Source organism: Streptomyces sp. NPDC048255, from assembly GCF_040652415.1.
Taxonomy (GTDB): Bacteria; Actinomycetota; Actinomycetes; order Streptomycetales; family Streptomycetaceae; genus Streptomyces.
Genome location: NZ_JBEZMA010000013.1, coordinates 135,864 through 157,211, shown reverse-complemented (window position 1 = coordinate 157,211; position 21,348 = coordinate 135,864). Strand labels below are relative to the sequence as shown.

Here is a 21,348-nt window from a genome sequence, read left to right as displayed (position 1 = left end):
CTCATGATGGGCGAAAAAATGTCCAAGATGCCCATCGTCCCCGCCCCCGGCGGCCTCCAGTTCCAGCCCGTCGACTCCCGCGAAGTCGCCGCCCGACTCGTCGAACTCACCCTCGGCCAGCCCGCCGGACGCGTCGCCGACATCGCCGGACCCAAGGTCTACCCCCTCGGCGACCTCCTGCGCAGCTACCTCACCGCCACCGGCAAGCGCCGCCCCCTCCTCCCCATCCGCATGCCCGGAAAGGCCGGCAAGGCCTACCGCGCCGGCGACAACCTCGCCCTCACCGGCACCCTCGTCGGCAAGCGCACCTGGGAACAGTTCCTCGCCGAGCGCGTCGGTTGAGCGCCCCGCGCGGGCGGGGCCGCCGCGGCACCGTAAATCAGCCGCGGCACCCCGCCCCCGATGGCATGCTGACAGGGTGAACGGACCCGGCATTCAGCTCACCCTCGCCCCCGAACTGCGCCTGTTCGCCCCGCCCAGCCGGCGGGCCGAACGCGTACCGACGACCACCGACGGCGCCTCCAGCCTCGGCCACGTCGTCGAATCGGCCGGCGTGCCGCTCACCGAGGTCGGCCGCCTCCTCGTCGACGGCCGCGAGGTCCCCGTCTCCTACGTGCCCCAGGACGGCCAGTCGGTCGAGGTACTCGGCGTGGACCGGCCCCAGCACGTCCCCGGGGCGCCCCTGCGCTTCCTCCTCGACGTGCACCTCGGCACCCTCGCCCGCCGCCTGCGCCTGCTCGGCGTCGACGCCGCCTACGAGAACGAGGACATCGGCGACCCCGCCCTCGCCACCCGCTCCGCCGCCGAACAGCGCGTCCTGCTCTCCCGCGACCGCGGCCTGCTGCGCCGCCGCGAGATCTTCGCCGGGGCCTACGTCTACAGCGACAACCCCGACGACCAAGTCCGCGACATCCTGGGCCGATTCGCCCCCGAACTCGCCCCCTGGACCCGCTGCACCGCCTGCAACGGCCCGCTCCACGAGGCCGACAAGAACAGCGTCGGCGACCGCCTCGAACACGGCACGCACCGCTCCTACGACGTCTTCGCGCAGTGCACCGACTGCGAGCGCGTCTACTGGCGCGGCGCCCACCACGCCCGCCTGGAACGGATCGTCGACGAGGCGGTCGCCGAATTCGGCCCGGGCGCCGCGCTGGAGCGGCCCGGGGCTCAGAAGGCGTAGGCGTCGCCCGTGACCGCGCTGGAGCGGCCCCGGGGCTCAGAAGGCGTAGGCGTCGCCCGTGTCCAGGGCCAGCACCACGTGCTCGTTGTTCGCGTGGTTGCGGTCCGTCGCGCCGCCGTTCCACCAGGTGTCGACCCGGACCACCACCTCCGCCACCGGCTCCCGCAGCTCCAGCGCCAGCCCGATGTGCCGGCCCCGCCCGTGCAGCGGCAGCGGGCCCGTCTCGCACACCACCTCGCGCAGCCCGGCCCGCGCACAGCCGCCCGCCAGGTTCTGCCGGTCGGCGAGATCGGCCGACAGGCGCACCCGGAGGGTCGCGTTCGGCAGCGCCGCCGGCCCGTCGTTCTCCGGGACCAGCCAGACCCGCAGCTGACCCTCGGACAGGGCCACCCGGCCGTGGTAGGCCACGTCCGCCTCCGGACCGGCCCACGCCGCCCGTGCCGGGCCGCCCGCACCCAGGACCAGTACCCCGGCCACCACCACACTTCGTACGGCACCACGGCGCACCGACACCACCTCCTCGCGCGAACGCTAGAGCGCGCGAGGAGCATCCGGTCGGACCATCACACGAACGAGGGCGCGCCTGCCCCCAACTGCCCGCGCCCCTTCGAGCCGTACCGAGCGCCCGCCCGGCCACCTGCCGGAACCTCGCCCGCGCGCCCGTCCGCCGCGCCGGGAGGGCCGTGACCAGGCACCCGCCGCGCGGCCGCTGACCGCCACCCCGCCCGCCTATGCTGGCGAGGAATCGCCCGTACGAACGAACGAGGAGCCCCGCACATGATCACGGCCACCCGGACCGCCGTAGTCACCGGAGCGAGCAGCGGCATCGGCGCGGCCACCGCCCGGCAGCTCGCCGCCGCCGGCTACCACGTCGTCCTCACCGCCCGCCGCAAGGACCGCATCGAGGCCCTCGCCGCCGAGATCACCGCAGCGGGCCACTCCGCCACGGCCCACGCCCTCGACGTCACCGACCGCCCGGCCGTCGACGCCTTCGCAGCCGCCCTCGACCAGTACCCGTCCGTCGACGTCCTCGTCAACAACGCGGGCGGCGCCATCGGAGCCGAGCCCGTCGCCACCGGCGACCCCGCCGACTGGCGCACGATGTACGAGGTCAACGTCATCGGCACCCTCAACGTGACCCAGGCCCTGCTCCCGGCGCTCACCGCCTCCGGCGACGGCACGGTCGTCGTCCTGTCCTCCACCGCGGGCCACTCCACGTACGAGGGCGGGGCCGGCTACGTCGCCGCCAAGAACGGCGCCCGCGTCCTCGCCGAGACCCTGCGCCTGGAGATCGTCGGCCAGCCGGTCCGCGTCATCGAGATCGCCCCCGGCATGGTCAAGACCGAGGAGTTCGCCACCACCCGCTTCCGCGGCGACGCCGAGAAGGCGGCCAAGGTCTACGCGGGCGTGGCGGAGCCCCTCTCCGCCGACGACGTGGCCGACACCATCACCTGGGCGGTGACCCGCCCCAGCCACGTCAACATCGACCTCCTGGTGGTCCGCCCCCGCGCCCAGGCCTCGAACACGAAGGTCCACCGCGAGCTGTGACCGCCGCCCGGGCCCTGCGCTGCGGGGCCGGTCACGGAACCGGTTGCGCGACCGGTTACGGAACCGGTTACGGGACCAGCCCGGCCGCCTTCAGGTGCGGCATGAGGGCCGCCGGCTTCAGCCCGGCGGCCTTCGCCGCGTCCAGCGCCCGCTGGAGGTCGGCCGCCAGGGTGGGCGTGAAGTGCAGCAGCACGATGTCGCCGCTCTTGAGCCGCGGCGTCGGCGGCGTCTCGCCCCAGGTGGTGAAGTCGTGCGTCCAGGTGACCAGCGCCTTCACCCCGCAGGCCTTCGCGGCGAGCCGCACGTCGTCGTTCACGGCCCCGTACGGCGGCCGCAGCAGCTTGGGCGTCCGTCCGAAGGCCGCCTCGATCTGCTCCCCCGCCCCACACACCTCGGCGTCCTTCCCGGCGGCGTCCAGGGTGGTCAGGTCCGGGTGGTTCACGGTGTGGTTCTCCACCGTGACCCGGCCCTGCCCGGTGAGACCGGTGAAGTACCCGGTGTCGTACGAGGTCGCCCCCGGCAGCAGGAACAGCGCGGCCGGCACCCGCTTCTCCAGCAGGATCCGCGCGGCCTGCGGATCGTGGTTCCAGCCGTCGTCGATGGTGATGAAGACGACGTCGTCCTGTGTCGGCACGTGCGACACGACGGGCGGCAGCCCCACCCCCGCCTGAGCCGACCCGGCGGCCCCGAGGGCGAGCGACAACGACGCGAGCGCGGCGAGAAGCGCGCGAGATCTCCACATGCGGCACACCTTGGTCTAGACCACCTCAACCCGTCAACCCCCGTATACCAAGCGGCAGTTGCCCTCGCGCACACCACTCGGGCCCGTTTGGGTGAATCCAAGCGAAATGTCAACGGGCGCGGCTACGCTCCGGAAGCGTGAGCCACGAAAAGGAGGAAGCTATGGCCGTGATACAGCACGAGACCACGATCGCGGAGGCCGCCGATCGACTCTCCAGGGAGCTTCCCGGGCACCGAGTGGAAATTCTCCAGGGGAGGCTCACCGTGACACCACCCGCGGACGGGTCACACGCACTGTCGCTGAGCTGGCTCATCGAGAAGTTCTACGACGCCGGCGCCAGGAAGGCGGGCCTGCGGTACGTCCAGGGCATCGGCCTCTGGCTGCCGACCGGCTCCGACGACTACGCCATCCCGGATTTCGCCCTCGTCGAGGCGGACTTCCGGGACCACAAGGTCCAGAAGAACTGTTACGCCTCCGACGTCTTCCGACTGGTCGTCGAAGTCACCTCTTCGAACTGGTCGGACGACATCGGCGTCAAGGTAGACAGCTACGCGAAGGCCGACATCCCCGTGTACGTCATCGCCGACCGGCACCACGACGAGGCCGTCCTCTGCTGCGACCCCCGCAACGGCACGTACCGCCTCCGTAGGACCTTCAAACGAGGCACCTCCATCCCGCTGCCCGAGTACATCGGGGTGTCCCTGGAACTCCCGGTGGACCTCCTCCTCGACGGAGACGAGCACTGAGACACGACACGGAGGGACCCGGACCGATCGGATCGGCCCGGACCCCTCCGCTCCCCCGGTAACTGCGGCCGGGCGTCAGCCCTTCACGCAGATGACCTGCTTGAGCTTCGCCACGACCTGCACGAGGTCGGTCTGCTGGTCGATGACCTGCTCGATCGACTTGTACGCGCCCGGGATCTCGTCCACGACGCCCGAGTCCTTACGGCACTCCACGCCCTTGGTCTGCTCCGCCAGGTCGCGCGCCGAGAACTTCTTCTTCGCCGCCGTGCGGCTCATCTTCCGGCCCGCTCCGTGCGAGGCCGAGTTGAAGGACTTCTCGTTGCCGAGGCCCTTCACGATGTACGAGCCCGTCCCCATGGAGCCCGGGATGATCCCGTAGTCACCGCTGCCGGCGCGGATCGCACCCTTGCGCGTCACCAGCAGGTCCATGCCGTCGTACCGCTCCTCCGCCACGTAGTTGTGGTGGCAGCTGATCTCGTGGTCGAAGGAGACCTTCGCCTTGCGGAACTCCCTGCGGACGACCTCCTTGAAGAGGCTCATCATCGCCGCGCGGTTGTACTTGGCGTACTCCTGAGCCCAGAAGAGGTCGTTGCGGTAGGCCTCCATCTCCGGGGTGGCCGCGAGGAACACCGCCAGGTCCCGGTCGACCAGGTTCTGGTTGTGCGCGAGCCCCCTGGCCACGCCGATGTGGTGGGCGGCGAGCTCGTTGCCGATGTTCCGGGATCCGGAGTGCAGCATCAACCAGACCGAACCCGACTCATCGAGACAGAATTCGATGAAGTGGTTCCCGCTTCCGAGCGTTCCGATCTGCTTGGTGGCACGCTCACGACGGAATTTGATCGCATCGGTGATGTAGTCGAAGCGCTTCCAGAGGTCGTCGTACCCCGCCTCCGAGAAGCCGTACAGCCGCGACGGGTCCACCGCCTCCTTGTGCAGGCCCATGCCCACCGGAATCGCCTGCTCGATCTTCGACCGCAGCTTCGACAGGTCCCCCGGCAGGTCGTTCGCCGTCAGGGAGGTCTTCACCGCCGACATGCCGCAGCCGATGTCCACGCCCACCGCCGCCGGGCAGACCGCGTCCTTCATCGCGATCACCGAGCCGACCGTGGCGCCCTTGCCGTAGTGGACGTCGGGCATGACGGCCAGGCCCTTGATCCACGGGAGGGTGGCGACGTTGTGCAGCTGCTGCATCGCGCCGGCTTCGACCGACGCCGGGTCGGTCCACATCCGGATGGGGACCTGCGCCCCCGGTACCTCTACATACGACATGTGGTCTCAATCCCCCGAAAGTCCAAGAAAAGTCTCAATACGCAAAAAGCCTCGCTCTTGGCCCCAAATGCGACAGAGGACCGGCGCCAGCACCAGCGTGTGCGATAGACATTGTGTCCATCCGCGCCCGAGTCGCGGCAACGCATTTTCCTGACCGGCGGGCAGCCGCCCGGTCGAAGGGAGCCATTGGACGTGCAGCGCAAGGCGGTACGGGGAGTCCTGCCAGGCATCGCGATGCTCACCGCGCTCCTGGCCGGCGCGGCCGGTCTGGCCGCGTGCACCGGCGGGGGCGGCACCGGGAGCACCAACGACTCGAAGGCGGGCGGCAACACGGCCCCGCCCCCGGCGCCCCCCGGGAAGTACCGCAGCCTGCCCCAGCCCTGCAAGGCCGCCGACGCCAAGCGGGTCAGGGCCATGCTCCCGGCCGGCGAGTCCCTCACCGACGAGCAGCGCGAGCAGCTGTACGCGGGCACGGCCGACGCCTCGTTCGACGGCGACCGGCGCGTCGGCTGCCGCTGGACGGCGCAGACGCCCGAGGAGACCCGGCTGCTGTCGGTCGGCTTCGAGCGCGTGGTCTCGTACGACCGGGCCGTCGCCAGCGACGACGACAAGGCGCGGCAGGTGTACGTACGCCAGCTCACGGATGCGCACCTGCCGTTCCCCGGGCCCGCGACGTCCCCGACGGCCCCTACGGCCTCGACGCCCACGCCGAACACGCCGAGCACGGGCGCAGCGGGTGGCGGTTCGGCTCCTCCCGCGCCGGGGACCCCGGCCCCCGGCGGCACCCCGGCCCCCGGCGGCAGCCCGTCCGGCAGCCCGGCCACGAGCCCGAGCGGCAGCCCGTCGCCGCCGCCCGAGCTGGGCTCGCGGGTCCTGGAGGGGCTGGGGAACGACGCGTTCCTCGACGACAAGCTGAGCCCCGCCGGGGCCACGGCGGCCCAGTCGCGCACCGTGCGGATTGTGTTCCGTACCTCGAATGTCATCGTCACCGTCGAGTACAGCGTGCAGCCCGCGCTGCCCGGAACGGTCCCGCCGAGTGCCGAAACCCAGGACAGCGCACGGGAGTTGGCGCAGGCGCTCGTCGAGCGTTTCAACGAATGAGCGGTGCGCGCCGCGGCCGGGCGTGACGGCGCGCACAGCAGCCGGTCACCCGGTCGGGCTACCGTTGCTCGGGTTCCGCGCCCGAAGAACACCCACTGAGCTACTGAAGGAAACATGCACCGATCAGCCTCGCGCCTCACTCGCGTCCTCGCCTGCGCAGCCGTCCCGGTGATCCTCACCGTTGCCGGGTGTTCCTCCGATTCGGGCAAGGGCTCGGGCTCGGACAGCGGCAAGAAGTCCGATTCCGCCGCGTCCGCCAAGCCGAGCGTGAAGCCGTCGGCCACGCTGGAGAAGGCCGCGTTCGCGACGCTGCCCGACCCGTGCAAGGCGGTCCAGACGAAGACCATCGAGTCGCTCGTCCCGGAGGCCAAGGACAAGAACGGCACCGCGACCAAGTCGAACGACCTGGCCAGCCGCGCCAGCTGCTCCTGGAACGGCCTGGACGAGGACGGTCTGAAGGGCTCGCAGTACCGCTGGCTCTCGATCTCCCTCTTCCGCTATGACTCGCACGCCTCGCTCGGCGCCGCCAACAAGCGTGCCGAGGAGCAGTTCACCAAGCAGGTCGAGGCCGCGAAGGCGTCCGAGGGTGCGCAGAACGTCAAGGCCGAGGAGGCCGGCGGCATCGGTGACCAGGGGAGCTCGGTCACGTACAGCGTGAAGAAGGACGTGGACTTCTTCAACACGACGATCGTGGCGCGCACCCAGAACGTGGTGATCACGCTGGACTACAACGGTGCCGCGTACGAGGGTGCCGGTGCCCCCGACCAGGCGAAGCTGCTCCAGGACGCGATCGCGGCGGCGAAGGAGGCCGTGGGCTCGGTCGACGCGGCCAACCAGCAGAAGCAGCCGGAGCAGCAGCCCTCGCAGGAGGCTTCTCAGCAGCAGTCGGCGACGCCCGCGCAGTAGGGCCGCCGGCCGGTCCCGGCGAGGACCGGGGGCTACCGGAGCGCTGACATCCAGTCACCCGTACGCTGTGCCTGCCGCAGCTTGGTAAAGGCTCGGTAAGGGCCCGACAAGGGGAGGGGATCGCGGGTGGCCGCGATGGAGCTGACTCGTACGCACCGGATACTCATCGGCGTCGTGGTCGCGGGAGCCGTGGTCATCGCCGGGATCGGCTTCGCGGGCTCGTACTCCGCGGTGCGGACCCTCGCCCTGCAGAAAGGGTTCGGCAGCTTCTCGCTGGTGTTCCCGATCGGCATCGACGCGGGCATCTGCGTACTGCTCGCGCTGGACCTCCTGCTGACGTGGCTGCGCATACCCTTCCCGCTGCTGCGCCAGACGGCGTGGCTGCTGACGGCGGCGACGATCGCCTTCAACGGGGCGGCGTCCTGGCCCGACCCGCTGGGCGTCGGCATGCACGCCGTCATCCCGATCCTGTTCGTGGTGACGGTGGAGGCGGCCCGGCACGCGGTGGGCCGGATCGCGGACATCACCGCGGACCGGCACATGGAGGGCGTGCGCATCACGCGCTGGCTGCTCTCCCCCGTCCCCACCTTCAAGCTGTGGCGCCGGATGAAGCTGTGGGAGCTGCGCTCCTACGAGCAGGCGGTCGGCATGGAGCAGGACCGGCTGATCTACCAGGCGCGGCTGCAGGCGCGGTACGGGCGCTCGTGGCGGCGCAAGGCTCCGGTGGCGGCGCTGATGCCGCTGAAGCTGGCCCGGATCGGCGTGCCGCTGGCGCAGACGGCTCCGGAGGGGCTGGCGGCGGCGGGCATCGACCCGGCGCTGCTGCCTCCGGCGGCCGCCGCCTCCACGGCTCCGGCCCTGGTGGCGGGGGGCGCGCAGGCGGGTCTGGAGGCCGGTCCGCAGCCCGGGCAGCCGCAGGCGGCCTCCGTACCGGGCGCCGTGCTGTCCGGTGGGCCGGACGACGCGCTGCCGGCCGGGCCGGATGCCGTACTGCCGGAGGGGCCGGAGACCGGCGCGCAGCTGGCCGTCCCGTCCGTCACCCACGCGCCGCCGCCCTTCGCGGTGGATCCGACGGCCATGCCCGCGGCGCACAACAGCGCGTGGTTCGCCGCGCCGCTGGCGCCGCAGGCGGCGTACGAGGGCGGCTACAACCCCCAGTACGTCGAGGGTCTGGAGCCGATCCCGGTCATGCCCCCGGCGGGTCCGGAGGAGCAGCAGATCCAGCAGATCCAGCAGGTCCAGCAGCCGGACCTGCCGATTCCGGGCCCCCGCCAGGAGGAGTTCCAGCAGACCCAGCCGGCCGAGCCGGCGGACGGCCCGGACGAGGCCGAGTTCGCCGAGGTGGCGTACAAGGTGTTCCGTGCGCTGGTCGACGAGCAGAACGACTTCCCGACGGCCGAGGCCCTGGACATACACCTCTCGGACGGCTACGGCGTGACGCACCCGCGCAGCGGCTCGCTGCTGCGGCGGATGATCCCGGCGTTCAAGCAGCGGTACCAGAAGGACCTGGAGAACGAGCACATCGCGTGAGCGGTGAGCCGTGAGCCGTAGCCGGCAGGCGGCAGGCGGCAGGCATGCGGAAGGGCCCGCACCCCGAGGGGTGCGGGCCCTTCCGCGTACGTCACACGCTCAGACCGCGAGCAGCTTGCGCACCCGGTCCGCGCCCACCGCCAGCAGCAGCGTGGGCAGTCGCGGGCCGGTCTCCCGGGTCACGAGTAGCCGGTAGAGGAGCGCGAAGAAGGTCCGCTGGGCGACCTTGAGCTCCGGCGTCGGCTTGGCGTCGGGCTCCAGCCCGGCCATCACCTTCGGCACGCCGTAGACGAGGGTGGTCAGCCCGTCGAGGGACCAGTGCGAGTCCAGGCCCTCCAGCAGCAGCCGCAGAGACTCGCGGCCCTCGTCGTCCAGGGAGGACAGCAGCTCGGTGTCGGGCTCCTCGCGGACGAGGGTCCGCTGGTCGGCCGGGACCTGGGTGGTGATCCAGTTCTCGGCGCGGTCCAGGCGCGGCCGTACCGCGTCGAGGGAGGTGAGCGGCTGCGAGGGGTCCAGGTCGGTCAGGATGCGCAAGGTCTGCTCGTCGTGGCCGGCGGTGATGTCGACGACGGACGCGAGCGTCCGGTACGGCATCGGGCGCGGGGTGCGCGGCAGCTCGGCGGCGGCGGTGCGGACGGCGCGGGTGTGCGCGGCCGCGTCGGCGGGGAGCACGGAGCCGTCGGCGACCTTGGCCTCCAGCTTGTCCCACTCGTCGTAGAGCCGCTGGATCTCCTGGTCGAAGGCGATCTTGAAGGACTGGTTCGGGCGGCGGCGCGCGTACAGCCAGCGGAGCAGCTGCGGCTCCATGATCTTCAGCGCGTCGGCCGGGGTGGGGACCCCGCCCTTCGACGAGGACATCTTGGCCATGCCGCTGATGCCGACGAACGCGTACATCGGTCCGATCGGCTGCTCGCCGCCGAAGATGTGCACGATCTGGCCGCCGACCTGGAAGGAGGAGCCGGGCGAGGAGTGGTCGACGCCGGAGGGCTCGAAGACCACGCCTTCGAAGGCCCAGCGCATCGGCCAGTCGACCTTCCAGACGAGCTTGCCGCGGTTGAACTCGCTGAGCTTGACCGTCTCGGTGAACTCGTCCTCGGTGCAGACGTAGGTCATCTCGGTCGTCTCGTCGTCGTACGAGGTGACCTTGGTGAAGTCCTTGCCGCACTCGCCGCAGTACGGCTTGTACGGGAAGTACCCGCCCTCGCCGGTGCTGCCGTCGTCCTCCGCGGCGGCGCCGGAGCCCTCCGCGGCCTCCAGCTCGGCCTCGTCGACCTGCTTCTGCTGGGGCTTCTTGCCGCCCGGCTTCTGCTTGGTGCGGTACTGGTCGAGCACGGCGTCGATGTCGCCGCGGTGCTTCATCGCGTGCAGCACCTGCTCGCGGTAGGCGCCGGAGGTGTACTGCTCGGTCTGGCTGATCGGGTCGTACTCGACGCCCAGCTCGGCGAGCGCCTCGACCATGGCGGCCTTGAAGTGCTCGGCCCAGCTGTCGTACGCCGACCCGGCCGGGGCGGGGACGGCGGTCAGCGGGCGGCCGATGTACTGGCCGTACGTCTCCTCGTCCACGCCGGGGATGCCCTTGGGCACCTTGCGGTAGCGGTCGTAGTCGTCCCACGAGATGAGGTGCCGGACCTCGATGCCCCGGCGGCGGATCTCGTCGGCGACCAGGTGCGGGGTCATGACCTCGCGCAGGTTGCCCAGGTGGATGGGGCCGGAGGGGGAGAGTCCGGACGCGACGACGACAGGTTTGCCGGGTGCTCGGCGCTCCGCCTCGGCGATGACCTCGTCCGCGAAACGGGAGACCCAGTCGGTCTCGGTGCTGCTCTGAGCCACGACACGTCCTTCTATCTCGAATGCTGGCTTCAGCCATTCTCCCAGACGGAAGTAGCCGCTCCGGGGTTGCTCGGCGCTCGTCTTATCCCGGGAAACGGACAGCCCTCGCGTGGGATACTCGGCACTTGTCGGAACACCCAAGTGCACCCACCAGCACAACCTCACAGGAACGGCAGCTCATGGCCTCGGTCCCTTCCCTCGCTTCGTCCGTCAATCAGCGCGTCGCGGACGCCCTCGCCTCCGCCCTGCCGGAGGCCGGTGCCGCCGACCCGCTGCTGCGACGAAGCGACCGGGCCGACTTCCAGGCCAACGGGATCCTGGCCCTCGCGAAGAAGGCGAAGGCCAACCCGCGCGAGCTGGCGACGAGCGTGGTCGGGTCCATCCCCACGGGCGGCGACACCGACGTGATCAAGGAGATCGAGGTCTCGGGCCCCGGCTTCCTCAACATCACCGTCGCGGACCGGGCGATCATCGAGACGCTGGCCGCGCGGGCGGGCGACGACCGCCTCGGCGTGCCGCTCGCCGCGAAGCCGGGCACCACGGTGATCGACTACGCGCAGCCGAACGTCGCCAAGGAGATGCACGTCGGCCACCTGCGGTCCGCCGTGATCGGCGCGGCGATGGTCGAGATCCTGGAGTTCACGGGCGAGAAGGTGATCCGCCGCCACCACATCGGCGACTGGGGTACCCAGTTCGGCATGCTCATCCAGTACCTTCTGGAGCACCCGCACGAGCTGGACCACAAGTCGGACCAGGAGGTCTCCGGCGAGGAGGCCATGTCCAACCTGAACCGCCTCTACAAGGCCTCGCGCACGCTCTTCGACTCCGACGAGGAGTTCAAGACGCGGGCCCGGGCGCGCGTGGTGGACCTCCAGGCCGGCGAGCCGGAGACCCTCGCCCTGTGGCAGCGGTTCGTCGACGAGTCGAAGATCTACTTCTACTCCGTCTTCAATAAGCTGGACATGGACATCCAGGACCCGGACGTGGTCGGCGAGTCCGGCTACAACGACATGCTGGTCGAGACCTGCAAGCTGCTGGAGGACTCGGGCGTCGCCGTCCGCTCCAACGGCGCGCTGTGCGTGTTCTTCGACGACGTCAAGGGCCAGGACGGCAACCCGACCCCGCTGATCGTCCAGAAGTCCGACGGCGGTTTCGGCTACGCCGCGACCGACCTGTCCGCGATCCGCGACCGGGTGGGCAAGCTGGGCGCGACCGAGCTGATCTACGTGGTCGACGCGCGGCAGTCCCTCCACTTCAAGATGGTCTTCGAGACGGCGCGCCGCGCGGGCTGGCTGAACGACGAGGTCAAGGCCGTGCAGCTGGCCTTCGGCACCGTGCTCGGCAAGGACGGCAAGCCGTTCAAGACCCGTGAGGGCGAGACGGTCCGGCTGGTGGACCTGCTGGACGAGGCCGTGGAGCGGGCGACGGCCGTCGTGCGCGAGAAGGCCGAGAAGGTGGGCCTGACCGAGGCGGAGATCGTCGAGAACGGCCAGTACGTGGGCATCGGCGCGGTGAAGTACGCGGACCTGTCCACCTCGGCCGCGCGGGACTACAAGTTCGACCTGGACCAGATGGTGTCGCTGAACGGCGACACCTCGGTGTACCTCCAGTACGCGTACGCCCGCATCAAGTCCATCCTGCGCAAGGCGGGCGACCGCAAGCCGGCCGCCCACCCGGAGCTGGAGCTGGCCCCGGCCGAGCGCGCGCTGGGCCTGCACCTGGACCACTTCGGCGAGCTCATCGCCGAGGCGGCCGCGGAGCACGCCCCGCACAAGCTGGCCGCGTACCTCTACCAGCTGTCCTCGCTGTTCACGACGTTCTACGACCAGTGCCCCGTCATCAAGCCGGAGCCGGAGCTCGTCGTCGGCGAGAACCGCCTGTTCCTGTGCGAGCTGACGGCCCGCACCCTCAGCAAGGGCATGTCCCTCCTCGGCATCCGCACCCCCGAGAAGCTCTGACGCACCACCCGACGGCCCCCGGCGCACCCGCCCCGGGGGCCGTCGCGTTCCCCGGACCGGGCGAGAGCCGCACGGCTCACCCTCGCCGCCCGGGTGGCCGAGCCGCAGATCGTGGTCGAGGAGCTCTTCTGGCAGTAGCTCGGGGGCACCCCGCCCCTCATGGCCGGTTCCGTCCCTTCTGCGCCGGGGATTCCGCTGCAAGGCTTCCGCTGCCATCACCGCACCGGCCCAAGGAGTACCCATGCGCAGCCGTCACATCCGATTAGCGGCCCTCGCCGCCTCCGCCCTCCTCGCCCTCGGCGGCACCGCGCTGAGCGCGGGAACCGCCCAGGCCGCCGCACCCGCTGCATCCGCCGCGGTCCAGCCCGGCGTCACCGTCTCGGCGGACAACACCGAGACGATCATCCGCGGTACCACCGGGCTGAACCGCGGTGAGGCCTGGTACTCGCCCGACGGGCAGACCATGCTCGTGCAGCAGACCGACGGGCACGTCGTGCTCTACCACCAGGGCCGCGCCATCTGGACGGCCGTCGGCAGCTACGGCTACGGGAACACCTTCTACATGCAGGCCGACGGCAACCTCGTCTCGTACGACGCCGCCATGCGCCCGCTGTGGAACAGCGCCACCGACCGCCACTGGGGCGCGCACCTGGCGGTCCAGAACGGCGGCAACATCGCCGTCTACTACGGTGGCGACCCGATCTGGTGGTCCAACTACCGGCCGGGCGGCCCGGTCGACCCGGACCCCGGCGAATGCCACCCGCGCCCGGGCCGGCTCTGCCCGTAGGCCGTGGCGGCCCCGCCGCCGGATCCCGCACTCCCGGGCACGCGGCGTTCGTCCCGTTCCGGGCGATGCGCGCCCGGGACACGCGGACACGCGGTGCGGACTTCGCACGTCCGGAACTCTTCTCCGATCTGTGACCCGGTTTCGACGGCTGGAACCTCACCCGCCCTCCTAATCTGAGCATGTTCAAAAATGGGAGGGGAACTCAGGAATGAAGCTCAAGCGCATGGCCGCCGTGGCCGCCGCCGCGGTCGTCGGTCCGGTACTGCTCACCACGCCCGCGATGGCCGAGGAGCAGAAGCAGCCAGCCGTGACCGTGCCGGACACCGCACCGAAGGACGACGCTCCCGCCGCCGGGGGGACGGCGGAGGAGACCACGGAGAAGGGCGCGCAGACCCCGCTCCCGGCCCCGGCCCCGGCCCCGGAGACCACGTCGGCACCGGCACCGGAGACCACGTCGGCACCGGCACCGGCACCGGCTCCCGCCACCGGCGAGCAGACCCAGGCCGCCAAGGACTCCGCCGACACCGCGGAGGCCCCGCAGGACTCGATCCTCATGGGCCCCGACGTCACGGTGGCCGGCGTCCCGAAGGGTGGCTTCAAGGCCGGTGGCGGCTGGACCCCGCTGACCGTGACCGTCGACAACTCGGCCCACATCGAGGTCCGCAACTACACCCCGCGGATCGGGCTCTCCCAGAGGGAGGGCAGGCTGAAGGCCGACCGGATCAAGGTCGAGCATCTCGTCACCGACTCCGCGGGCAAGAAGTCTTGGCAGCCCGCCGAGTTCATCGACGGACACGACGGCAGCTACTTCGACTACAGCCTCGCAACGAAGGCGTCCGTCGCCCGGGAGTCCGTCTACACGATCGACGTGCGGATCAGTTTCGCCGCCGACACAGCGGTTGTTCCCTTCGAGCTGTCCTCCGACGGCCTGAGCATCCGGACGGACGGCGGCAAGGCCTGGTCCGCCACCACCTACTACCAGACCAGCATCGCCGGAGCAGCCGCCGACGCGGACTCCCCCGTCATCGTCGACGGCCCCTCGCTCACGCTGAACGGGGTACCCGCCGACGGCTTCAAGGCCGGCGGTGACTGGACGCGGCTCGGCCTGCACGTCGACAACACCGGTAAGCAGCCGCTGAAGCAGTTCAGCCTGGCCTTCACGGCGGTCCGCCCGGGCTGGTCCCCGTTGAAGCCCGAACACCTCCAGATCGAGTTCTACGGAAAGAACGGCTGGGAGCGGCTGGAGGCCACCTACGCGGACGGGGTCTTCGTCTACTTCGAGATCGGCGCGCCCCGCCCGATCGCCTCCGGGCAGCAGGCCGAGGTCAAGCTGCGCATCCGCTTCACCAAGGACGCCCCGCTCGGCGACATCGTGCTGCGCGCGGTCAGCGAGGCGGAGGACCTCGGCTCGGGCGATCACCACGTGTACATAAACAGCTCGCACGGCCGCCTGACGAAGATCCTGGCCGCCGACCCGAACACCGGCGGGAGCACCGGCAACCAGCCGAAGCCGAACGGGGGCACCAGCACCACACCGATCAGCACCGGCACGGGTACCGGCACCACCGCCAACGGCGGTGAGCTGGCCGCCACCGGATCCGACCCGGCCACCAGCTGGGCCCTCGGCGGCGCGGGCGCGGCCCTCGCCCTGGGCGCCGCCCTCGTCGCCGGCACCGGCCGCCACCGCCGCCGCACCACGGCCTGAGGCACACGGCCGAAGCCCCCGTCTCCCGTTCCCGCGAGACGGGGGCTTCCTCGTCGCCGCCTTCACCCGTACGGCCCGGTTCGGGGTGCAGGGGCCGGGTAGGGGACGGCCCGTCCAACCCCCACCGCTCCCCCGGAGGCCTCCGTGCCCGACATGAACGGCCCCTACAAGCCCGGCACCCCGTGCTGGATCGACCTCATGGTGCCCGACCAGCAGGCGGCCCTCGACTTCTACTGCGACCTCTTCGGCTGGCAGGGCGAGGTCGGCCCGGCGGAGCAGGGCGGCTACTCCGTCTGCACCCTCAAGGGGAAGCCGGTCGCCGGGATCATGAAGGCGATGAACCCGGACGGCACCGTCCCCGACCCGATGCCGCCGACCGTGTGGACCACGTACCTGGCCACCGACAGCATCGACTCGACCCTGAAGGCGGTCACGGACGCGGGCGGCACGGTGATGATGCCCGCCATGGACGTCATGGAGCTCGGGCGGATGGCCGTGATCACCGACCCGACCGGCGCGGTCGTGGGCCTGTGGGAGGCGGGCTCCTTCGACGGAGCGGGCATCGTCAACGAACACGGCGCGCTGATCTGGAGCGAGCTGAGCACCGGCGACGTGCCCGCCGCGGCCGCGTTCTACTCGGCCGTCCTGCCCGTCGCCACGACCGCCTCCAAGATGCCGGGCGGCGAGGGGTACACGGAGTTCCTGGTCGCCGGCCGCGCGGTCGGCGGGATGATGAACCTGGACCAGATGCCGCCCGGCACGCCCCCGAACTGGCTCGCGTACTTCCACGTGGACGACGTCGACAGCATCCAGGCCGCCGCCACCCGCGCCGGAGGCAACGTCCTCGCCCCCGCCTTCGACATGGCGGCCGGCCGCATGGCCGTTCTCGCCGACCCGCAGGGCGCCCCCTTCGCAGTGATCACGGCCTCGGCCCCGGAACAGCCCGCCTGACGCGCCACGCCTCCGGCGGTCCGACGGGGCTGGGGTCCGGCTGAGCCACGAGGCCGCGGTGCGCCCGTTCGCGGGCCCGCGCGCCCGGGGATCGGCCCCGGCCGGGCATCGGCCCGCCCGGGGCCGATGCGGTACGGGGCCGGCTGCGGGCGCCCCCGTACTCGGCCCCGCGCGGCCGGGCGCGGCGGCCCGGAGGTCGGCTCCGGCCCGGCAGCGGTCCTGCCGGAGCCGGGGCGTTCCCGGGGCCCGGCGCGCCAGCACCGTCCGCACCGGCCGCGGAGCCGCCTGCGGCCGGGCCCGTCCCAGGCGCGGCGGGTCCAGGGGGTCTCCCCGATCAGGCCGGGCCCGGCCCGCCCCGCACCGCGCGCAGCCGCCCGGCCTCCTCACGGCAGCGGACCACCTCGCGGGTGTCCCCCACCGACGCGGAGAGCTCCGCCGCCCGTTCCCAGGCGTCCGCGGCCTCCACCCTGCGGTGCAGCCGGGCCAGTACGCGCGCGAGCCCCCGCGCTGCGGAGGCCTGGTGGCCGGCGCCCGCCGAACCGGCGAGCAGCACGATGGCCTGTTCCTCCTCCGCGAGGGCCTCCTCCAGCCGTCCCGCCTCCGTGTGGAGCTGCGCCAGGTTGTGCAGCGTTCCGCCCTCTCCCTGACGGTCGCCCGCCGCCACGAACAGGGCGAGGGCCTCCTCGTAGCGCGGCCGCGCCTCCTCGTGCCGGCCGTCGGCGTGGAGCATGGCCGCGAGTCCGTTGAGGGCCCAGCCCTCCCTCTTGCGGTTGCCGAGCTCCCGCACCCTGGCGAGGGCTTCCTCCCGCACCGCCAGGGACTCCTCCCGGTGCCCGGCCTGCCGGAGTGCGTCCCCGAGCTGCTCCAGCATGGATGCCTCCCGGTGGCGGTCCCCGACCTCCCGCATGGCCGCGCCGGCCTCCCGGAACGCGGCGACGGCCTCCGGCAGCCGTCCCAAGTCCACGCAGACCTGGCCCGCTTCGGCCCACGCGGTGCCCTCCGCGTGCCGGAGCCCGGACGCACGGAAGATCTCCAGCGCACCCTGGAGCGCGCCACCGGCCTCCACCGGACGGTGCTGCGCCCGGTACAGGCTGCCCAGCAGGTTCAGCGCCTTGCCCTCCGTCTCCTTCAGCGAGCCCCCGCGTGCCACCGCAAGGGCCTCCGACGCCTTCTCGACCGCCTCGTCCAAGCGGTGCGCGGTCATCAATACGAGCCCCAGGTCGTAAAGCCGGATGGCGAGGTACTCCCGGTCCCCGGCCCTCCTCGCCGCCGCCAGGAGCCGCCGCGCCACCGCTTCTCCCTCCTGTACGTGCCCGTAGACCTCGAAGTACGGCAGCAGGATGTCGCCCAGCTCCGCGGCGGTGTCCGTCCGGCCGGTGTCCAGGGCCAGGCCCACGGCCTCGACCAGCAGGGCGCGTTCCTCATCGAGCCAGCGCAGCGCCTCCTGTACCGAAGGCAGGTCCGGCCCCGTGACCGCCCGGCCGATCACCCCCAGGACCCGCTGCGCCCGCCCCGCGTCGAGGACGAGGCTCGCCAGCAGCGCGCCGGTCGCCGCGTCCCGGCCGTCCTGCTCCGCGCACTCCTCGCCGCGCTCCTGCGCGTACAGCCGGACCAGGTCGTGCATCCGCCAGCGCTCCGAGCCCACGGGCTGCTCGGTCAGCAGGCTGGCCCGTACGAGGGCGGCCAGCTTGGGCCGGATGTCCCCGGACTCGCCGGTGATCACCTGGGCGTAGCCGGTGGTGCAGTCGGGCCCCGGTTTCACCGTCAGCAGCCGGAAGATCCTGGCCTGGTCGGCGGGGAGCCGCCCGTACGAGAGCCCGAAGGCGGCCCGGACCCCGACCGGGACCCCGCCGTCGCCGCCGTCGAAGGTCAGCGCCTCCAGCCTGGTCCGGGCGTCGGCCAGTTGGCCCGCCAGGGCCGCCGCGGGCAGGCCCGGATCCCCCGCGAGCAGCGCTCCGGCCACCGTCAGGGCCAGCGGGAGGCGCCCGCAGGCCTCGGCGACGGCCGCCAGGGCTTCGGGCTCCCGCGCGGGCCTCGGGTCGTCCGGCCAGGTGCGCAGCAGCGCGCCCGCGAGGAGCTGGGCCGAGGGCTCCGCGTCCAGCTCGTCCAGGGCGATGAGCCGGGCCGCGAAACCGGGCGCGACGAGCCGGTGCCGGGAGGTGACCAGCAGCCGGTGGGTGTCTCCGGCCGGTACGAGGTCCCGTACCTGGGCGACGGTTCCGGCGTCGTCCGCGACGACCAGCACCCGCTGCCCGGCCTGGGCATACGCCGCCAGCCGCGCCCGGTACAGGGCCAGTTGGCCATGCGGGGAGGGCGGCAGGTCCGTGTCCCGGATCCCGAGGTGGCCCAGAAGCTCCTGCACGGCCTGCGGCCCGCTCACGCCGCCGTCGGGGGCGTAGCCGCGCAGGGAAAGGAAGAAGACCCGGTCCGCGAACCAGCCCAGTTCCACGGCCCGGTGGGCCGTCGTCACGGCCAGCGCGCTCTTGCCGACGCCGGCCAGTCCGGCCACCACGGCGACGGGGGATCCGCCCTCGGCGAGCAGCGCGAGCAGTTCCCGGGCAGGCCTGTCCCGCCCGACCAGTTCGGCGGGCGCGTCGGGCAGGCCCAACCGGGCCTGTGGTCCCGGCCCGGCGCCGGGCTCGTACACGTACTGGTCCCCGGCGATCTGCGTGATCTGCGATTCGCCGCTGGCCTTGGCCCACTGCTCGACACCCACATGGCCGAAGCTAGCGACTCAACGGAACTCGCACCACACCACCTTGCCCGGAGCGCGGGGCAGCACTCCCCAGGCGTCGGCGAGCGCGGCGACGAGGTCGAGCCCCCGCCCGCCCTCCGCGCCGGGTGGCCGGGCCGTGATCCTGGACAGCCCGGGTCCGCTGTCGTGCACCTCGATGCGGACGGTGGCGTCCTCGAAGCCGAACAGTCGCAGCAGGTACCCACGGCCCGGCGGGACGCCGTGGCGCAGGGCGTTGGTGGCCAGCTCGCTCACGCAGAGCAACATGTCGTCCCGGCGCGATGTGACGCCCCAGGCGTGCAAGGTGTCACGTGTGAACTGCCGCGCGGCATGGACCGTTCGAGGTGAGCGCAGGTAGAGCCGGTCGCGCACGAGGGCCGCCTGAATAGTTGGATTCACGGGACGATCGTCGCGTTCCGTGACTAGCGTGTGTCTGAGCGCCAACCCGTACTCAGTGGTGAGTACGGGTCGACATGGGGTAATGCACCTGCATGGGTGGGGAGTTCGCTGACATGCCACCGAGGAAACGAGCACGGCCGAACGCGACGACCATGAAGATGGTCGGCAAGCAGGTGGCCGCCAGCCGAGTCGCCAAGAACCTGACCCAGAAGCAGCTCGGGAAGCTGGTCCGGCTGGACCCGGAAACGATCGCGTCGATCGAACAGGGCCGACGGGCGCTGATGCCGAACGTCGCAGAGCTGATGGACCAATGCCTGGGGTTGCCAGGGCTGCTGTCCGTTGCCGCAAACGAGATGCCGCTGGTGGATACGATCCCGCCCTGGGCAGAGGACTACATGGACCTTGAGGAGCGGGCTCTCGCGCTCTCCTGGTACGAGTCCATGCGCATGCCGGGTCTGCTCCAGACCGAGAACTACGCGCGGGCGCTGTTCCGCAACCGCGTCCCGGCCTACTCCGAAGGGCAAATCGAGGCTCTAACCGCTCGTCGCGTCGCTCGGCGGGCGATCCTTCACCGCGACGTCCCACCCAGCCTCAGCTTCGTCCTGTGGGAGGCTGCCTTCCAAGTCCGGATTGGTGGAGACGCCATCTACCGGGAGCAGCTGCAACATCTGCTCACCTGCGCAACCCTCCCGAACATCACGTTGCAGATTTTGCCCTTTGGTCAGACCATCCACGCAGGTCTCAACGGTCCGTTCATCCTCCTGGAAACCCCTGACCACCAGCACCTCGGCTACGCAGAAACCCAGCGCGGCAGCCTGTTGATCTCCAGCCCCGACGAGGTCAGCATCCTCGCGCGCAAGTATGCGATGCTGCGAACCCAGGCCCTCAACACCGAGCAGACCCAGGGCCTGTTGGGCCGCCTGCTAGGAGAGACATGAGTGCCACGACCGCACTGAAGTGGTTCAAGTCCAGCCACAGCGGCGACGAAGGCGACGCCTGCGTCGAAGTAGCCGTGGCCTGGCACAAGTCCAGCCACAGCGGCGGCGACGGCGACGCCTGCGTCGAGGTGGCCGCCTACGCGACCCAGGTCCACGTCCGCGACAGCAAGGTCACCGACGGCCCCGTGCTGGACCTGGCCCCCGCCGCCTGGGCGGGACTCACCGGCTGGGTCAGCGCGAGCTGATCAGCGCGGCCAGGCCGTCCAGGATCCGGTTCAGGCCGAAGCCGAACTGGAAGTCCGGCTCGCCGGAGCCCGAGAACGCGTCGGACTCCAGCAGCCGCGTCACGGCCGGGTGCGTGTCCGGGCCGGTCATCAGCCGCAGCGTGCGCAAGTACTGGCCCATCACCTGGTCCGGTGAGACGCCGGACTTCACGATGGCGTCCATCATGTCCGCCGCCATGGTGGCCTCGTTCCGCACGAGCCCGCCGATCAGGATGATCGTCGAGATCTTCTCGCCCTCCTCCAGGCCGGTGTCGGCCATCGCGGCGAGTCCGCGTTCCATCCAGGCGAGCTGGTTCGGGCTGACCGGGGCGCCGGTGATGGGGATGCGCAGGATCCAAGGGTTGGCCATCAGGACGGCCCGTTGCGCGTACGCCCATTCCGAGAGCAGCTCCCGCCAGCCCGCGCCCTCCTTCCCGGAGGGGACCGGTGGGGTGCCGACGCCCGCGTCCGACATCAGGATGTAGAGCTCTTCCTTCGCCGTGACGTACCGGTAGAGGGACATCGTGGAGACGCCCAGCTCCTTGGCCAGCCGGCCCATGGAGACGGCGTCCATGCCCTCGGCGGCCGCGAGCGCCACGGCCGCGTCCACGATCTTGGGGAGCGTCAGCGTGGGGCGCGGGCCCTTGCCGGGGCGTTCGCGCAGGCCCCAGGCCATCTCCAGGCTCGCCGGAAGTCCGGTGTCGCCCGCCGGTTCCTCCGTCATCGCGGCCCCCTCCTCCCTCGTACGTCGTTGACCCACA

At 71.6% G+C, this 21,348-nt stretch carries 19 protein-coding genes and 1 pseudogene; 13 read left to right on the top strand and 7 right to left on the bottom strand.

What is annotated here, in order from left to right; translation table 11 throughout:
- Window positions 1-342, top strand: a pseudogene (locus AB0D94_RS14100) (NAD-dependent epimerase/dehydratase family protein); the annotation flags it as partial.
- 76 nt (window positions 343-418) lie between these two features.
- Entirely contained in the window at window positions 419-1,180 is a 762-nt protein-coding gene (locus AB0D94_RS14095; protein ID WP_362050756.1) for a Mut7-C RNAse domain-containing protein, read from the top strand.
- A gap of 36 nt (window positions 1,181-1,216) precedes the next feature.
- Here the strand turns inward: AB0D94_RS14095 and AB0D94_RS14090 are convergent, their stop codons facing one another.
- A complete protein-coding gene (locus tag AB0D94_RS14090) occupies window positions 1,217-1,687 on the bottom strand; it encodes a hypothetical protein (RefSeq protein ID WP_362050753.1) in 471 nt (156 codons plus the stop codon).
- Between the two features lie 270 nt (window positions 1,688-1,957).
- On the opposite strand from AB0D94_RS14090, the gene AB0D94_RS14085 reads away from it, so the two are divergent.
- Complete coding sequence (locus tag AB0D94_RS14085) at window positions 1,958-2,728, top strand: SDR family oxidoreductase (RefSeq protein ID WP_362050750.1); 771 nt, start codon at window positions 1,958-1,960, stop codon at window positions 2,726-2,728.
- 67 nt (window positions 2,729-2,795) lie between these two features.
- Here AB0D94_RS14085 and AB0D94_RS14080 read toward each other — a convergent pair whose 3' ends face one another.
- Complete coding sequence (locus AB0D94_RS14080; protein ID WP_362050747.1) at window positions 2,796-3,470, bottom strand: polysaccharide deacetylase family protein; 675 nt, start codon at window positions 3,468-3,470, stop codon at window positions 2,796-2,798.
- Between the two features lie 161 nt (window positions 3,471-3,631).
- Here AB0D94_RS14080 and AB0D94_RS14075 point away from each other — a divergent pair, with 161 nt between their 5' ends.
- A complete protein-coding gene (locus AB0D94_RS14075; protein ID WP_362050744.1) occupies window positions 3,632-4,216 on the top strand; it encodes a Uma2 family endonuclease in 585 nt (194 codons plus the stop codon).
- A 75-nt stretch (window positions 4,217-4,291) separates the two neighbouring features.
- On the opposite strand, the gene AB0D94_RS14070 is transcribed toward AB0D94_RS14075, so the two are convergent.
- Window positions 4,292-5,485 carry an RtcB family protein gene (locus AB0D94_RS14070; RefSeq protein ID WP_362050741.1) on the bottom strand — a complete coding sequence of 398 codons (1,194 nt, stop codon included), beginning with the start codon at window positions 5,483-5,485 and terminating at the stop codon, window positions 4,292-4,294.
- Window positions 5,486-5,677: 192 nt separating this feature from the next.
- Here AB0D94_RS14070 and AB0D94_RS14065 point away from each other — a divergent pair, with 192 nt between their 5' ends.
- From AB0D94_RS14065 to AB0D94_RS14055, 3 genes are all read left to right on the top strand, one after another.
- On the top strand, window positions 5,678-6,586 hold the full coding sequence (locus AB0D94_RS14065) for a DUF3558 domain-containing protein (RefSeq protein ID WP_362050738.1): 909 nt from the start codon (window positions 5,678-5,680) through the stop codon (window positions 6,584-6,586).
- Window positions 6,587-6,700: 114 nt separating this feature from the next.
- The gene (locus tag AB0D94_RS14060) at window positions 6,701-7,492 is read left to right on the top strand and encodes a DUF3558 family protein (protein WP_362050735.1); all 792 of its coding nucleotides are present in this window, start codon (window positions 6,701-6,703) and stop codon (window positions 7,490-7,492) included.
- 126 nt (window positions 7,493-7,618) lie between these two features.
- Window positions 7,619-9,022, top strand: a complete 1,404-nt coding sequence (locus AB0D94_RS14055) for a DUF2637 domain-containing protein (RefSeq protein WP_362050732.1) — start codon at window positions 7,619-7,621, stop codon at window positions 9,020-9,022.
- A 99-nt stretch (window positions 9,023-9,121) separates the two neighbouring features.
- Here the strand turns inward: AB0D94_RS14055 and lysS are convergent, their stop codons facing one another.
- Window positions 9,122-10,852, bottom strand: coding sequence for a lysine--tRNA ligase (gene lysS / locus AB0D94_RS14050; RefSeq protein ID WP_362050729.1), 1,731 nt, complete (start codon window positions 10,850-10,852; stop codon window positions 9,122-9,124).
- 179 nt (window positions 10,853-11,031) lie between these two features.
- Between lysS and argS the strand changes: the two genes are divergently transcribed.
- The 4 genes from argS (at window position 11,032) to AB0D94_RS14030 (ending at window position 16,253) form a co-directional block, all read left to right on the top strand.
- On the top strand, window positions 11,032-12,810 hold the full coding sequence (argS, locus tag AB0D94_RS14045) for an arginine--tRNA ligase (RefSeq protein ID WP_362050726.1): 1,779 nt from the start codon (window positions 11,032-11,034) through the stop codon (window positions 12,808-12,810).
- A 241-nt stretch (window positions 12,811-13,051) separates the two neighbouring features.
- The gene (locus AB0D94_RS14040; protein WP_362050723.1) at window positions 13,052-13,597 is read left to right on the top strand and encodes a hypothetical protein; all 546 of its coding nucleotides are present in this window, start codon (window positions 13,052-13,054) and stop codon (window positions 13,595-13,597) included.
- A gap of 208 nt (window positions 13,598-13,805) precedes the next feature.
- Entirely contained in the window at window positions 13,806-15,302 is a 1,497-nt protein-coding gene (locus AB0D94_RS14035; protein ID WP_362050720.1) for a hypothetical protein, read from the top strand.
- Between the two features lie 153 nt (window positions 15,303-15,455).
- Window positions 15,456-16,253, top strand: coding sequence for a VOC family protein (locus tag AB0D94_RS14030; protein WP_362050798.1), 798 nt, complete (start codon window positions 15,456-15,458; stop codon window positions 16,251-16,253).
- A gap of 334 nt (window positions 16,254-16,587) precedes the next feature.
- On the opposite strand, the gene AB0D94_RS14025 is transcribed toward AB0D94_RS14030, so the two are convergent.
- Complete coding sequence (locus AB0D94_RS14025) at window positions 16,588-18,969, bottom strand: tetratricopeptide repeat protein (protein ID WP_362050717.1); 2,382 nt, start codon at window positions 18,967-18,969, stop codon at window positions 16,588-16,590.
- Window positions 18,970-18,987: 18 nt separating this feature from the next.
- Window positions 18,988-19,386, bottom strand: coding sequence for an ATP-binding protein (locus AB0D94_RS14020; RefSeq protein WP_362050714.1), 399 nt, complete (start codon window positions 19,384-19,386; stop codon window positions 18,988-18,990).
- Between the two features lie 152 nt (window positions 19,387-19,538).
- Here AB0D94_RS14020 and AB0D94_RS14015 point away from each other — a divergent pair, with 152 nt between their 5' ends.
- Both AB0D94_RS14015 and AB0D94_RS14010 read left to right on the top strand, forming a co-directional pair.
- On the top strand, window positions 19,539-20,324 hold the full coding sequence (locus AB0D94_RS14015; protein WP_362050711.1) for a helix-turn-helix transcriptional regulator: 786 nt from the start codon (window positions 19,539-19,541) through the stop codon (window positions 20,322-20,324).
- Entirely contained in the window at window positions 20,321-20,569 is a 249-nt protein-coding gene (locus tag AB0D94_RS14010; RefSeq protein WP_362050708.1) for a DUF397 domain-containing protein, read from the top strand. Before AB0D94_RS14015 ends, AB0D94_RS14010 begins: the two co-directional genes overlap by 4 nt.
- Here the strand turns inward: AB0D94_RS14010 and AB0D94_RS14005 are convergent.
- The gene (locus AB0D94_RS14005) at window positions 20,556-21,311 is read right to left on the bottom strand and encodes a TetR/AcrR family transcriptional regulator (RefSeq protein WP_362050705.1); all 756 of its coding nucleotides are present in this window, start codon (window positions 21,309-21,311) and stop codon (window positions 20,556-20,558) included. The two genes, AB0D94_RS14010 and AB0D94_RS14005, sit on opposite strands and share 14 nt — an antisense overlap.
- Window positions 21,312-21,348 lie beyond the last annotated feature (37 nt).